General features: G+C 68.7%; 9 protein-coding genes, 1 tRNA gene and 1 pseudogene. 5 read left to right on the top strand and 6 right to left on the bottom strand.

The window, feature by feature from the left end; genetic code table 11:
- The first annotated feature begins 45 nt into the window (after positions 1 to 45).
- Complete coding sequence (locus NNZ72_RS18795) at positions 46 to 618, top strand: LabA-like NYN domain-containing protein (RefSeq protein WP_257317059.1); 573 nt, start codon at positions 46 to 48, stop codon at positions 616 to 618.
- Between the two features lie 110 nt (positions 619 to 728).
- Positions 729 to 1,067, top strand: coding sequence for a hypothetical protein (locus NNZ72_RS18790; RefSeq protein ID WP_257317057.1), 339 nt, complete (start codon positions 729 to 731; stop codon positions 1,065 to 1,067).
- 46 nt (positions 1,068 to 1,113) lie between these two features.
- Here the strand turns inward: NNZ72_RS18790 and smpB are convergent, their stop codons facing one another.
- Entirely contained in the window at positions 1,114 to 1,593 is a 480-nt protein-coding gene (gene smpB / locus NNZ72_RS18785; RefSeq protein WP_257317056.1) for an SsrA-binding protein SmpB, read from the bottom strand.
- A gap of 2 nt (positions 1,594 to 1,595) precedes the next feature.
- Positions 1,596 to 2,480: a 4-hydroxy-tetrahydrodipicolinate synthase gene (gene dapA, locus NNZ72_RS18780; protein WP_257317055.1), complete on the bottom strand. Its 885-nt coding sequence runs from the start codon at positions 2,478 to 2,480 to the stop codon at positions 1,596 to 1,598.
- 307 nt (positions 2,481 to 2,787) lie between these two features.
- On the opposite strand from dapA, the gene NNZ72_RS18775 reads away from it, so the two are divergent.
- Positions 2,788 to 4,848 (top strand): lytic transglycosylase domain-containing protein, encoded by a 2,061-nt coding sequence (locus NNZ72_RS18775; protein WP_371747786.1) that lies wholly within the window; start codon positions 2,788 to 2,790, stop codon positions 4,846 to 4,848.
- A gap of 236 nt (positions 4,849 to 5,084) precedes the next feature.
- Positions 5,085 to 5,936, top strand: coding sequence for an alpha/beta fold hydrolase (locus NNZ72_RS18770; RefSeq protein ID WP_257317053.1), 852 nt, complete (start codon positions 5,085 to 5,087; stop codon positions 5,934 to 5,936).
- Between the two features lie 103 nt (positions 5,937 to 6,039).
- On the opposite strand, the gene NNZ72_RS18765 is transcribed toward NNZ72_RS18770, so the two are convergent.
- The 3 genes from NNZ72_RS18765 to NNZ72_RS18755 form a co-directional block, all read right to left on the bottom strand.
- On the bottom strand, positions 6,040 to 7,050 hold the full coding sequence (locus tag NNZ72_RS18765) for a porin (RefSeq protein ID WP_257317052.1): 1,011 nt from the start codon (positions 7,048 to 7,050) through the stop codon (positions 6,040 to 6,042).
- A 596-nt stretch (positions 7,051 to 7,646) separates the two neighbouring features.
- A tRNA-Ser gene (locus NNZ72_RS18760) sits at positions 7,647 to 7,736 on the bottom strand.
- A gap of 89 nt (positions 7,737 to 7,825) precedes the next feature.
- Entirely contained in the window at positions 7,826 to 11,791 is a 3,966-nt protein-coding gene (locus tag NNZ72_RS18755; RefSeq protein WP_257317051.1) for a beta strand repeat-containing protein, read from the bottom strand.
- 288 nt (positions 11,792 to 12,079) lie between these two features.
- Between NNZ72_RS18755 and NNZ72_RS18750 the strand changes: the two genes are divergently transcribed.
- The gene (locus tag NNZ72_RS18750; protein WP_257317050.1) at positions 12,080 to 13,195 is read left to right on the top strand and encodes a calcium-binding protein; all 1,116 of its coding nucleotides are present in this window, start codon (positions 12,080 to 12,082) and stop codon (positions 13,193 to 13,195) included.
- Positions 13,196 to 13,285: 90 nt separating this feature from the next.
- Here NNZ72_RS18750 and NNZ72_RS25595 read toward each other — a convergent pair.
- Positions 13,286 to 13,376 (bottom strand): annotated as a pseudogene (locus tag NNZ72_RS25595) (IS200/IS605 family transposase); the annotation flags it as partial.

Below are 13,376 nucleotides of genomic sequence, written 5' to 3'. Positions count from 1 at the left end.
AAGCGTGAGCCTTTTTCGTCCAGCCATTTCAAAGGATTGATTGAGATGTTCGATCCCCGCGAGAAGATCGCCCTGTTCATCGACGGCGCCAATCTCTACGCCGCCTCCCGCACGCTCGGCTTCGACATCGACTACCGCAAGCTGCTCAAGTCCTTCCAGTCCCGCGGCTATCTGCTGCGCGCCTACTACTACACGGCGCTCGTGGAGGACCACGAATATTCCTCCATCCGCCCGCTGATCGACTGGCTCGACTACAACGGCTACAAGGTCGTCACCAAGCCCGCCAAGGAGTTCACCGACTCGCTCGGCCGCCGCAAGATCAAGGGCAACATGGACATCGAGCTGGCGATCGACGCGATGGAGCAGTCCGAGACGGTCGACCACCTCGTGCTCTTCTCCGGCGACGGCGACTTCACCACGCTGGTCGAGGCGCTGCAGCGCAAGGGCCGCAAGGTCTCCGTCGTCTCGACCATGCAGACGCAGCCGCCGATGATCGCCGACGACCTGCGCCGCCAGGCCGACTATTTCATCGACCTCGCCTCGCTGAAGGCCGAGATCGGCCGCGATCCGTCCGAGCGCCCGGTGCGCGCCGCCGAGCCGGTCGAGGAAGCCTCCTGAACCTTTCGTTAAACATCGATTGAAAGGCGTCGGGATCGGCTCAGCCTTTCTCAACACTCCTCTGCTATTGCGAAGTCCGGGCGGTTCATTCCCTGGGGACATTCGGGACGATGGTAGACGCGGTATCGCTTTCAGGAAACGGCTTCGGGGTGGCCGGGCCCCGGCCTGCGGCCGAGACGCGCCCCGCGGCGGTGCCCGCGCCGACCCCGGCGGCCGCACCGGTCCCGCAGGCCGATGCCGCGGACGTCGGCGACCTCGACTTTCTCTATGGGCCAAGCGGCGAGCCGCAGGGCAGCGGCCGGCTCGCCATGACCAGCGACACGCTCACCGCCTTCCTCACCTCGCTGATGCGCCCCGCCGCGGATGCAGGCGAAGCGGCGCAGGCCGGCGAGGCCGCACCTGCCGCCGCGGGCCGCTCGGTCGTCGCGCAGCTCTACGGCCAGTTCTGACCGGCCGTTCGGCAAGCGCCCCGCCCGTCTGCCGGACCGGATCCGGTCAGCCCTTCTCGCGCAGCAGCCGCCCCTTCTGGCGGTTCCAGTCGCGTTCCTTCTCGGTCTCGCGCTTGTCGTGCAGCTTCTTGCCCTTGGCGAGCGCGAGCTCGAGCTTGGCGCGGCCAACATCGTTGAAATAGATGCGCAGCGGCACCAGCGTCATGCCCTCGCGGTTGATGGCGTTGCGCAGGCGATGGATCTCCCGCTTCGACAGCAGCAGCTTGCGGCGGCGGCGCGTCTCGTGGTTGAAGCGGTTCGCCTGGAGATATTCCGGCAGGTAGGAGTTGATCAGCCAGATCTCCCCGCCCTCGTCGGAGGCGTAGGATTCGGCGATGTTGGCCTTGCCCTCGCGCAGCGACTTGACCTCGGTGCCGGTCAGCACCAGGCCGGCCTCGTAGGTGTCGAGGATCTCGTAGTTGAAGCGGGCCTTGCGGTTCTCCGCCACGACCTTCTTCACCGTCGTCGGGCGCGCCTTGGTCGCCATGGTCAGTTCAGGAGCCCCGCATGCACGAGGGCGGCGTCGAGCGCGGCCTCCGTGGCGGGCTCCAGCGTGGAGAGCAGCGGCGAGCGCACGACGCGGTTGCCGCGGCCGAGGCGGTGCAGCGCGTATTTCGCGCCGCAGACGCCGGGCTCGAGGAAGATCGCCTTGTGCAGCGGCATCAGCTTGTCCTGGTAGGCGAGCGCCGTCGCGTAGTCGCCGGCAAGCGTGGCCTGCTGGAACTCGGCACAGAGCCGCGGGGCGACGTTCGCCGTCACCGAGATGCAGCCCGTGCCGCCATGGGCGTTGAAGCCGAGCGCGGTCGCGTCCTCGCCGGAAAGCTGCACGAAATCCTTGCCGCAGGCGATGCGCTGCTCGGAGACGCGCTCGATCCTGCCGGTCGCGTCCTTGACGCCGACGATGGTCGGATGCGCCTTGTGAAGCGCGCCCATCGTCTCCGGGCTCATGTCGATCACCGAGCGGCCGGGGATGTTGTAGATGACGATCGGCAGCCCGACGCTCTCGGCGACGGCGGAAAAATGCGCGAAGAGGCCCTTCTGCGTCGGCTTGTTGTAATAGGGGGTGACGACGAGGATCGCGTCGGCGCCCGCCTTCTCGGCGTGCTGGGCGAGCTCGATCGCCTCGCGCGTGTTGTTGGAGCCGGCGCCGGCGATCACCGGCACGCGGCCCTTCGCGACCTCGATGCACAGCTCCACCACCCGCTTGTGCTCCGCATGCGAGAGCGTGGGCGATTCGCCCGTGGTGCCGACCGGCACGAGGCCGTGGCTGCCCTCCGCGATCTGCCATTCGACATGGGCGGCGAAGGCCTCCTCGTCGACGGCGCCGGCAGCGGTGAAGGGGGTGACGAGAGCGGGAATGGATCCCTTGAACATCGAGAACTCCTGAGACCAGAGCCGCCCGGCGGGCACCCAGCTTTGGCCGTATTCCATGGTTAAAAGCTGCCGCACAATAATCATGTGGCAGGCGGGCGGCAAGCGCGGCGCAGGCCGGAAATTCACGAATATCCGGCGCGCGCGGGCCGTCCTCTCCCCGGGGCCCCGCCCTCACCGGAATGTGAGGGCGGCGGGTAATCTTTCGTTAAGGTCGGGAAGGGTTAATGATTGTCGAAGATCGGGCCGCACGGCGCGCGGGAAAGGCCGCCAGCACGCACGGCCGCGTCGGCAGCCGGGATGTGACATGATCTCGAAAAGCGCGTTCCTCCTTTCCGCCCTGATGCTCGCCGGCCTCACCGGCCTGTCGCTGCGCCCCTCGCCCGTCGAGGCGGACGGCGGCGAGACGCGGATCGAGCCGCTCGGCTTCTCCGCCGGCCTGCCGTCGCGCGAGGCGACCGGCGCGATCCCGCGCATGGGCCGCCTGCCGCAGGCGAACCCCGCGCTGAAGGCGGGGCTCGACGCGCTTTCCGGCGGAGACGCCGCCGCCGCGCTCGCCGCCCGCGACAGCCTCCCCCCGGCAAGCCTCGACCGGCACATCCTCACCTGGGCGATCGCCGTCTCCGGCCAGGCCGGCGTGCCGTCGCGCGAGATCGCCGGCGCCCAGCGCGAGCTCAAGGGCTGGCCGGGACTGAAATCGCTGCGCGCCCATTCCGAGCGGGCGCTCGCGCGCGAGAACCCGCCGACCGACGAGGTGCTCTCCGCCTTCGGCACGACGCTGCCGGAGACGGCGGAGGGGGCGATGGCGCTCTGCCGGGCGCTGATCGCCACCGGCGACACGGCGCGGGCGGCGGAGATCCTGCGCGCCTTCTGGCTGAAGGAGCCGCTGTCGAAGGGGCTGGAGACGGCCATCCTCGACCGTTTCGGCACGCTGCTGACGCCCGCCGACCACAAGGCGCGCATGGAGATGCTGCTCTACCGCGACCGGGTGGACCAGGCCGCGCGCTTCGGCGACCTCGGCAAGGCGCAGTCGCTGTTCCGCGCCTGGGCCGCCGTCATCCGCAAGGCGAAGACCGCCGACGCGCTGATCGCCGCCGTCGACCCGAGCTGGCACAAGGACCCGGCCTACACGTTCCTGCGCATCCGGCACCTGCGCAACAAGGAGGCCTATCGCGCCGCCGGAAAGCTCTTCGCCGGGATGCCGGACGATCCGGCGCGCCTCGTCGATCCCGGCGCCTGGTGGAACGAGAGCCGCATCGTCAGCCGCGGCCTCGCCGACCTCGGCGACCACCGCGACGCCTACCGCATCGCCGCGCGCCACCATGCCGAGGAGCAGACGGACATCGTCGAGGCGGAATTCCACGCCGGCTGGTACGCGCTGCGCGACCTGAAGGACCCGGCGACCGCGGCCGGCCATTTCCGCAAGATCCTCCAGGCCTCCGACCGGCCGCTGTCGCTGTCGCGCGCCTGGTACTGGCTCGGCCGCGCCGCGGAGAAGGGCGGCCCCGGCGATGCCACGGAATTCTTCGCCAAGGCCGCCAACTTCCCCGGCACCTTCTACGGCCAGCTCGCCGCCGCGCGGCTCGGCCGCACCACGCTCAACGTCGCCTATCCGAAGCCGACGGCGGAGGAGCGCGACCGGTTCCGCGCCCGCGAGGCGGTGCAGGCGATCGGCCGGCTGGCCGAAGCCGGCCACGCGCGGCGCGCCGGCAGCCTCTACCGGGCGCTCGCCGAGGAACTGACGAGCCCCGGCGAACTGGCGCTGCTTGCGGCGGACGCGGAGCGGGACGGCAACCACCAGCTCTCGCTGCAGGTCGGCAAGATCGCGTTCAGCCGCGGCATCGACGTCGCGGCACTCGCCTTCCCGATCGGCGTCATCCCCGACAGCGCCGATATCGCGGGCTCCGGCAAGGCGCTCGCCTATGCGATCGCGCGGCAGGAGAGCGCGTTCAACCCGGCCGCCGTCTCGCCGGCGGACGCGCGCGGCCTGCTGCAGCTGATGCCGGGCACGGCGCGCGGGGTGGCGAAACGCTACGGGCTTGCCTATTCGCCGGAGAAGCTCACGACCGACGCCGCCTACAACGCCACGCTCGGCGCCCATTATCTCGGCGAGCAGATCAGCGGCTTCGGCGGCTCCTACGTGCTCACCTTCATCGCCTACAATGCCGGCCCGCGCCGTGTGCCGCAATGGATCGCCCGCTACGGCGACCCGCGCGGCAAGCCGATCGACGAGGTGGTCGACTGGATCGAGCGCATCCCCTTCTCCGAGACGCGCGCCTATGTGCAGCGCGTGATGGAGAACTACCAAGTCTACAAGACCCGCCTCGGCCAGAAGGCCGACATCGTGCAGGATCTGCGCATGGGGCGGTGAGGGTCGGCTGCGCCATCCCCTCTGCCCTGCCGGACATCTCCCCTTGGGGAGATCGGCAGGACGCAGAAACGTCACTCAAACTGTTCCGCCAGCGATGGGCGGGACATTGCCTCAACCAGTCTCCCCCCTTGCGGGGGAGATGTCCGGCAGGGCAGAGGGGGTGGCAGCCGAACGACACCCCTTCCCTCCCTTGCGAAAATCGCCATGATCGTCCCCGCAACCACCAGCGAGGCGCCATGGACGACGGTTTCCGCGATCTCTTCTTCACCGCCGAGGACGGGCTGAGGCTGCATGCGCGCGACTACGGAAGCACGGATGCCGCGCGTCTTCCCCTCGTCTGCCTGCCGGGGCTCAGCCGCAACGCCCGCGACTTCCACCGCTTCGCGCGCGCCGTGCCGGACCGCCGCGTCGTCGCGCTCGACTATCGCGGCCGGGGCGGCTCGGCCTGGGATCCCGATCCCGCCAACTACACCGTCGCCGTCGAGTGCCGCGATCTCCTCACCGTCTGCGCCGCGCTCGGCATCGCGCGCGCGGTCTTCGTCGGCACCTCGCGCGGCGGGCTGATCCTGCACGTGCTCGCCGCGATGCGACCGGAGCTGATCGCCGCCGCGGTCCTCAACGACATCGGCCCCGAGATCGAAGGCGCCGGCCTGAGCGAGATCCGCGACTATCTCGGCCGGTCCGGCGCCTATCCCTCCTTCGAGGCGGCGGCCGACGCGCTCGCCGGCATCCACGGCGCGACCTTTCCGGCGCTTGCGCGGGAAGACTGGCTGGAGATGGCGCAGGCGATCCACGCGGAGCGCGACGGCCGGATCGTGCCGGATTTCGACCCGGCGCTGACGGCGCAGCTCCAGGCCATCGATTTCGGCAAGCCGCTGCCGACGCTCTGGCCGCAATTCGCGCTTCTGGCGGAAAGGCCGGTGCTTGCGATCCGCGGCGCGCATTCGCGGCTTCTCTCGCCGGCGACGTTCGACCGGATGGCGGCCGCCGGCGCCCGCACCCTCACGGCACCCGGCCAGGGGCACGCGCCCCTCCTCCATCGCCCGGAGGTCCTCGGCCCCGTCCTCGCCTTCCTCGACGGGGTCTGACCGGCCCGCAGGGCCGGCGGCTCGCAGTTCCGCGCCATGCCCCGAATGCAAAAAGCCCGGCCTTTCGGCCGGGCTCTTCCTGACTGGCGGACGCCAGATCAGATTAGAAGTCGCGCTGCAGACGCAGGAAGCCCGTGACAGCGTCCGGCTCGTCCTGGTAGTTGATCGTCGCCAGCGTGGACAGGCCTTCGGTGATCTGGTAGCCGGCCGTTACGCCAACCTTCCAGTCGTCGCCGCCAGCCGGCAGAACGCCGCCGCCGAAGCGATCCCAGGCGTACTGGAACGCCGGGGTAACCGTGAACTTGTCGGTGACCTTGGCTTCGTAGGCAACAACAGCGGTCCACTCGTATTCGTCGCCGAGAGCGCCCGAGTAGTTGGAAACGCCCGAGAAGTAGGCGATACCAGCCTGGAACGTGCCCGGGCCGACTTCGGCCGAGATACGAGCCTGGACGGCGCCTTCTTCGAAGCTGGTGTCGTACGAGCCGATCACGTCGAAGGTGGCCGGACCGAAGGCAGCCTGGATCTTGCCAGACAGGCCGACGTGGTCGGTGTCGATCGTGTTGTAGACGTCGAGCTCTTCAACAGCCAGACCGGCGCCGAACTGGCCACCGTCGTACCAGTAGCGAGCAGCCGTGCCTTCGGTCAGGAAGCCGATGGAGTCGGTTTCACCGACGAAGCCGTCGTCCCACCAGTTCATGAAGTAACCGACGCGGAGGCCGGCGATGTCGATGTAGGCTTCGTCGACTTCGACCTGGGTGTTGTCGTTGTTAACGGCGTTGCCCTGGAACGAGATGAAGCTGCGCAGCGTGCCGTATTCGGTGTCGTTGCGGGCGTCGAAGAATACGTGACCGCGGGCCAGCGTGTTCAGACGGTTGTCGCCACCAGCGAGGTTGACGCCTTCCGAGTTGAAGCCGAGTTCGACACGAGCGTAACCGCCTACGCGAAGGCAGGTTTCGGTGCCCGGGATGTAGAAGAAGCCGGCGCCGAACGCGTCGCAGACGCGGACGTATTCCAGCGGTTCCGGCTCGGCGGCGACGATGGCGTCGGCAGCCTGAGCGCCGGAAACTGCGACGAGGGCCGCAGCGGAGCCGATGAGAAGGCTCTTGATGTTCATTTCTGACCTCCAGTCAAAACGTTTCAAGCGGGTCTGGGTTTTTTGCTGAAGGACAGCGTTCCCTGCCCCATCCCCTTGGTTCAGGAAGCGGACGATCAACCGCCCCTGCTTCCGGAGTTGAAAATACAAGACGCGGTTCGGTACGCAATCACCAAACTGAACGCGGAGCGCGTTTGTGGCAGCCTTCGCCCCGTCCTGTTGCCCAAACGACACAAATTCGCGATCCGGACCGTTAAAAGTTTATCGAACGTTAACAAAATCCCTTATAGGGCCGGCACTTAGCGCGGCGCAACCCCTGCCGTCCGCCGCCCGATGCGGGGCGAAAAGGCGGCGGAAAGCCGGTTTCGCCCGCCCGAATCCCGCCCGCCGCACGACGGCCGCCGCGTCGCGGGCGGACGACCCGCCGAATCGCGGCCGGCACCCGGACGGGAATCAGCATGCGCGAATCCGGAATGGAGGCGGGCGACCGCGACCGCGGCACGCCCGCAGACGCATCGCCCGCAACGGACGCGCCTGCGTTGCGGACCGGGGGCGGGCGAAAGGGCTCAGCGTCGCGTGCGGCGCTGCGGCAAGGCTCTGGAAATCCGAGGGAAACGTGGCGGAGAGGAAGGGATTCGAACCCTCGATACCGTTTCCGGTATACTCCCTTAGCAGGGGAGCGCCTTCGACCACTCGGCCACCTCTCCGCTCGCGGCTTCACTATGCGGCGGAGCTTGCGATTGCAAGGCTTTTTTGACGGCGCGCACGAAATGCGCGCCGCGGGCGAATCCGCGCCTCAGAGCAGGAAGTCGGAGCCGCGCAGATCGAGCGACGCGTCGATGACGACGGAGACGTCGGCGCGGCCGTCGCCGTCGACGTCGCCCTGCACGTGGGTGTCGCCGCCCTTCTTCTCGTAGCGCAGCTCGCCGGCCCTGCGGTGGAAGGCGTCGTCCGCGATGAAGCGGAAGGCCTGGTTGCCGCCGGCCTTCGTGTCGGCGTCGATCCCCGTCAGGTCGATCCTGTCGCGCTGGGCGCGGGAGAAATCGTCGATCACGTCCCGGCCCGACGCGCCTGCCGTCGAATCGCGCGCGCCCGCGAAGACGAATCGGTCGGCGCCGGAACCGCCGTGCAGCCGGTCCGCGTCCGTGCCGCCCAGCAGCGTGTCCGCCCCCGCGCCGCCGTCCAACCGGTCGTTGCCGGCGCCGCCCCGGAGGACGTTCCCGCCGGCATTGCCGGTGACGACGTTGGCGAGCGTGTTGCCGGTGCCCGAGAGGCCGGCGCTGCCCGTCAGGACCAGGTTCTCGACATGCCCGGCGAGCGTCAGGGTCACGGAGGCGCGGATGGTGTCCGTGCCCTCGCCCGCGCGCTCGACCACCGTGTCGCTGCCGCTGTCGACCACATAGCTGTCGTTGCCTGTGCCGCCCTCCATCCGGTCGGCGCCCGTGCCGCCATCGAGCGTGTCGTTGCCGCCGTTGCCCGCGAGCCGGTCGTTGCCGGCACCGCCCTTTAGCGTGTTGGCGCCCGCGTTGCCGGCGAGGCTGTTGGCAAGCGTGTTGCCGGTGCCCGAAAGGCCGGCGCTGCCTGTCAGGGCCAGGTTCTCGACATGCGATCCCAGCGTCAGGCTCACGGAGGCGCCGACGGTGTCCGTACCCTCGCCCGCACGCTCGACCACCGTGTCGCTGCCGCTGTCGACCACATAGCTGTCGTTGCCGGTGCCGCCCTCCATCCGGTCGGCGCCCGTCCCGCCGTCGAGCGTGTCATTGCCGCCGTTGCCCGCGAGCCGGTCGTTGCCGGCACCGCCCTTCAGCGTGTTGGCGCCCGCGTTGCCGGCGAGGCTGTTGGCGAGCGTGTTGCCCGTGCCCGAGAGGCCGGCGCTGCCCGTCAGGACCAGGTTCTCGACATGCGCGGCGAGCATCAGGCTCACGGAGGCGCGGACGGTGTCGGTTCCCCCGCTTGCGCCCTCGACCACCACGTCGCCGCCGCTGTCGACGACATAGCCGTCGTCGCCGGCGCCGCCGTCCAGGCGGTCGGCGCCGGTGCCGCCGTCGAGCGTGTCGTTGCCGCCGTAGCCGTAGAGCGTGTCGGCGCCGGCCCGCCCGCTCAGCACGTTGGCGGCCTGCGTGCCGGACAGCACGTCGCCGAAGCCGCCGCCGGAGAGATTGTCGATGGAGCGGAACAGGTCGCTGCCCTGCCCTCCGCCGACCGCCTGCCCGCTCCCGGCGGAAAGGGCGGCGGTGACGCGGCCGGTCGCGGCGGCGTAGTCGACGGTGTCGCTGCCGGCGCCGCCGTCGAAGATGTCGTCGCCCGCCGTCGCAAGGAAGGTGTCGTTGCCGCCGTAGCCGACCATGCGGTCCCTGCCCGCCGTGCCGTGCAGCGTGTCGTTGCCGCTGCCGCCCTCGACGGTCGGCCGGCGGACCAGCGCGAAGCCGCCGCTGCCGTTGTCGACCACGTCCAGATGGGTCTGCGTCAGGCCCTTGAAGACGAAGTCGTGGGTGTCGCCATAGGCATGGAGACGGTACACGCCGTCGCTGCCGGTCTGCTCCCACTCGAAGCCGTCCGGCGAGGCGAGCGAGAGGCCGCTCGCAGGGCCGAGATCGAGCCGGTCGCCGACGCCGAACCCCTTGAGCGTCAGGCTGGCCCCGTCGCCCCAGCTTCCGGCATTTTGCGTGTAGCCGACGGTCTCCTGGCCGGCGCCGGAGAAGGTGACGGTGCCGCTCCAGTCGCCGCGCACGAGGAGCGTGCCGCCATTGGTCGCCCCCACCGTGCCCGCGCCGCCGATCGCGTCGCGGATGTCGAGCGTGCCGCCATCCGCCTCCAGCACGCCGGCGTTCCCGATCGTGCCGGCGGTGTCGATCACCAGCGTGTCGCCGCCCGTGGCGCGGATCACGCCGTCCGCGCGGTTGTCGAGCGTCAGCAGGTTCCGGTGGCCGTGGATGCCGGCATCGCCGCCGATGAAGCCGGTACCCTCGATGAGGCTGCGGTTCACCAGCTCGGCCGCGTCCGTCCCGCTCGATCCCGTCACGACGGCCGGCCCGGCCATCTCGAGGATGCCGTCGCCCGACAGGGTGACGCCGTCCCTGTCCATATAGAGGACGGAGCCCGCCTCGCGGTCGAGGACGATCCGGTGGTCGTTGACGATGCCGCCCCGCAAGAGGCCGGCGTCGACCCGGACCACCCCCTGGTTCGTCACGGCGCCCTCGTCCGTGCCGCCGTCGAGGATCGAATAGGTATGGTTGACGAGGCGGATCACGCCGCCGTCGTCGGTGTCGAGCGTGCCGCCGCGGACGGTGCCGCCGAGGACGACGACCTCGGAGCCTTCGCCGCGCGCGACGATCCGGCCGCCCCCGTTGTCGATGGCCGTCGTGTGGTCCGGATTGCCGATATTGCCGCCGATCGACAGTTCCGCGCCGTTCGAGGCGCGCAGCACGCCTTCGTTGGCGAAGCTCGCGGTGCGGTTGATGACAAGCGGCGCATCCGGATTGTCCGCCTCGATGACGCCGCCGCTGCGGTTGATCACGGCGAGCAGCTTCTCGCTGTAGCCCGAATAGCCGTAGCGGCCGATGTGGCCCGCGCCGTGGATGTGGTTGTCCACGTTCTCCAGCGTGGAGACCACGCTGTCGCTCGCGCCCTGCAGCATGGCGCCGCCGATCTCGTCGGCGCCGCCGGCGGCATAGCTGAGCAGGATGTCGCCGCCGCCGGTGAGCGTCGCGGACGAGACGATGCGCAGGACGGTCCAGTAGCCGAGCAGGCCGATCTCGCCGTGGTTGACGATGTCGCCCCTGATCCCCGCGTCGGCGCCGGTCTGGCCGGCGAAGCCGAGGCGCACGAGGCTGTCGCGGGTGATCGTCACGGCGCCGTAGCCCGTCGAACCGTCCAGCATGCCCGGCTGCGCACCGGCGCTGCCGCCGTAGCCGAATGTGTTGCTGAGATAGATCGCGCCGCCGCCGGAGGTGTCGAGGACGCCGCCGCGCACGGTGACGGCGTTGAGCACGACGACCGATCCCGATCCGTAGGCGCCGACCTTGCCCTCGCCGGACTGGAGCAGCAGCGCGCCGTCGACGATCAGCCGGCCGCCGCCGCTCGCCATCAGCGTCCCGGAATTCTCGAGCGGGTTGGCGTCGGAGGTCTCCTGGATGATGCGGAGGTCGTGGCCGCCCTCGTTGGCGTCGATGATGCCGCTGTTGACGATGTGGACGTAGCCGCCCGGATAGTAGATCTCGTTGCTCCAGCCGATATAGCCCGCGCCCGAGACGCGGCCCTCGTTGTGGAAGTCCGTTATCAGGCCGTCCCGGCCGGTGAGATAGGCAAGGCCGTCCTGGTTGCTGGCGAGGCGCAGGTCGCCCGTCCCCGCGAGATGGAACGCGCCTGGCCCCATCAGGAGATAGGCCTTGTCGCTCGCGCCGTCGATCGTCATCACGCCGTTGTTGACGATGCCGTCCAGCACCGCGACCCTGTCGGTCAGGATCGTGAAGTCGCCGTCGTTGGTCAGCGTGCCGTTGACCGTCATGAAGGAATAGTCGGCCTTGAGCGAGCCGCCTGCGAGGATGTGCAGGTCGTTCGTCGCCACCAGCCCGTTCGGCGCGGAATGATGGTCGAAGATGTAGCTGGAGATGACGACGTCCTTCACGCCGATCTCGACGTCGTCGCCCGCGCCCGGAACCGCCTCGTTCTCGAAGTTGGTCCAGACGATCGCACCCGAGTCCTCGTCGATGACGACCTTGGTCCATTCCGGACCGAGGTTGCCGGTGAATGCGATCGCCATGTCGTCCTCCCGTCGAGCACGCGGGCCGGACCGGAGGGCGCGCATCTGCTCACCGAGCAGTTATTCTCCTCGCGCGCGGTTCTGTCAATGTGGGGAAATGCAACCGGAGCTAATTTAAGAAGATCGCATTCGCGGGCCTCCGTCAATCGGGGCAACCGCGGCCGCCTTCAAAATTCCCGCAAATCGCCGCGAAGACGCCTCCGGTTCGTGCGATCCGTTCAGCCCGCGTTAAGCAAGACGCCGGCAAAGTCCCGTCAACAGGCAATCTGATCCGGAAAGGAAAAGGGAATGACCTATCTCATCGAAGGTTCGGAATACTCCGACTACATCGTCCAGAACAGGAAGATCAAGTTGGAAGTCTACGCCTACGGCGGCAATGACGACATCGTGCTCAACCGGACCGACAAGTACGGCGGCCTCAACTACGTCGACGCCGGCAGCGGCAACGACTTCGTCAAGAACTATTTCGAGGGCGGCAACGACATTTTCCTCGGCAGGGGCAACGACATCTACCATCACACCGGCACGGCCGGCTTCGGTGACGAGTACGACGTCGTCAGCGGCGGCTCCGGCAACGACATCTTCAAGGTGAAGACGCTGCACAGCGTCTACAAGGGCGACAGCGGCAACGACACGTTCTACTCGGTCGGCTACGAGAACACGTTCAAGGGCGGCCGGGGCCGCGACACGATCAACTACTCGCTGCAGGATTCGACCTCCGGCGAGCGCGGCCGCGGCATCTATGTCGACCTCGACAAGGGCTTCGCCGAGGCCCTGTCCGGCCGCGAGGAGACGCTCGAGAGCATCGAGAACGTCGTCGGCACGAACTTCCGCGACACGCTGATCGGCACCGACGGGTCGAACATCATCAAGGGCCGCGGCGGCAACGACCAGCTCGAGGGCCTCGGCGGCAACGACCGGCTCTATGGCGGCGCCGGCAAGGACGTGATCTACGGCGACAGCGGCAATGACGACCTCTACGGCGACAGCGGCAACGACCGGCTCTACGGCGGGTCCGGCAAGGACGACCTCGTCGGCGGCTCCGGCAACGACCTGCTGGTCGGCGGGTCCGGCAAGGACTTCCTGGTCGGCGGCTCGGGTGCCGACGTGTTCCGCTTCACCAAGGTCTCCGACAGCCGGACCGGCTCGCAGCGCGACGTCATCGAAGACTTCAAGCCGGACAGCCAGGGCGACGTGATCGACCTGCGCGGCATCGACGCCGACGTCAACACGTCGCGCAACGACGCCTTCGACTTCATCGGCAAGGCGGCCTTCTCGGGCACGGCGGGCGAGCTGCGCTATTCCGGCACGATCATCGCCGGCGACGTGGACGGCGACGGCCGCGGCGACTTCCACATCGACGCCGGCCTCGTGCGCTACTTCGAGAGCGACTTCCTGCTCTGAGCCGCCGTCCGCACCGAAAGTCATGACCTCCACCAGAGGTGGAGGTTTGAAACGCTGCGCTTGAACCGCTAGAAGCGGTTTTGTTATAAGTTAGTAGCTACGATTAAAGAGGTCGGCAAAGTCGGAAGCTTTGTCGGCCTTTTCCTGATTACGGATATAACGTCTGACGACCTGCTGATCA

Source organism: Shinella pollutisoli (assembly GCF_024609765.1).
GTDB classification, from domain to species: Bacteria; Pseudomonadota; Alphaproteobacteria; order Rhizobiales; family Rhizobiaceae; genus Shinella; species Shinella pollutisoli.
This window is presented reverse-complemented; position numbering and strand designations above follow the sequence as displayed.

What these genes read in the sequence shown, in the direction of transcription:
- NNZ72_RS18750 (WP_257317050.1), top strand. Translation starts at nt 12,080, where the DNA reads ATGACCTATCTCATCGAAGGTTCGGAATACTCCGACTACATCGTCCAG.
- smpB (WP_257317056.1), bottom strand. Translation starts at nt 1,593, where the DNA reads ATGGCGACCAAGGCGCGCCCGACGACGGTGAAGAAGGTCGTGGCGGAG.
- NNZ72_RS18770 (WP_257317053.1), top strand. Translation starts at nt 5,085, where the DNA reads ATGGACGACGGTTTCCGCGATCTCTTCTTCACCGCCGAGGACGGGCTG.
- NNZ72_RS18755 (WP_257317051.1), bottom strand. Translation starts at nt 11,791, where the DNA reads ATGGCGATCGCATTCACCGGCAACCTCGGTCCGGAATGGACCAAGGTC.
- NNZ72_RS18790 (WP_257317057.1), top strand. Translation starts at nt 729, where the DNA reads ATGGTAGACGCGGTATCGCTTTCAGGAAACGGCTTCGGGGTGGCCGGG.
- NNZ72_RS18795 (WP_257317059.1), top strand. Translation starts at nt 46, where the DNA reads ATGTTCGATCCCCGCGAGAAGATCGCCCTGTTCATCGACGGCGCCAAT.
- dapA (WP_257317055.1), bottom strand. Translation starts at nt 2,480, where the DNA reads ATGTTCAAGGGATCCATTCCCGCTCTCGTCACCCCCTTCACCGCTGCC.
- NNZ72_RS18765 (WP_257317052.1), bottom strand. Translation starts at nt 7,050, where the DNA reads ATGAACATCAAGAGCCTTCTCATCGGCTCCGCTGCGGCCCTCGTCGCA.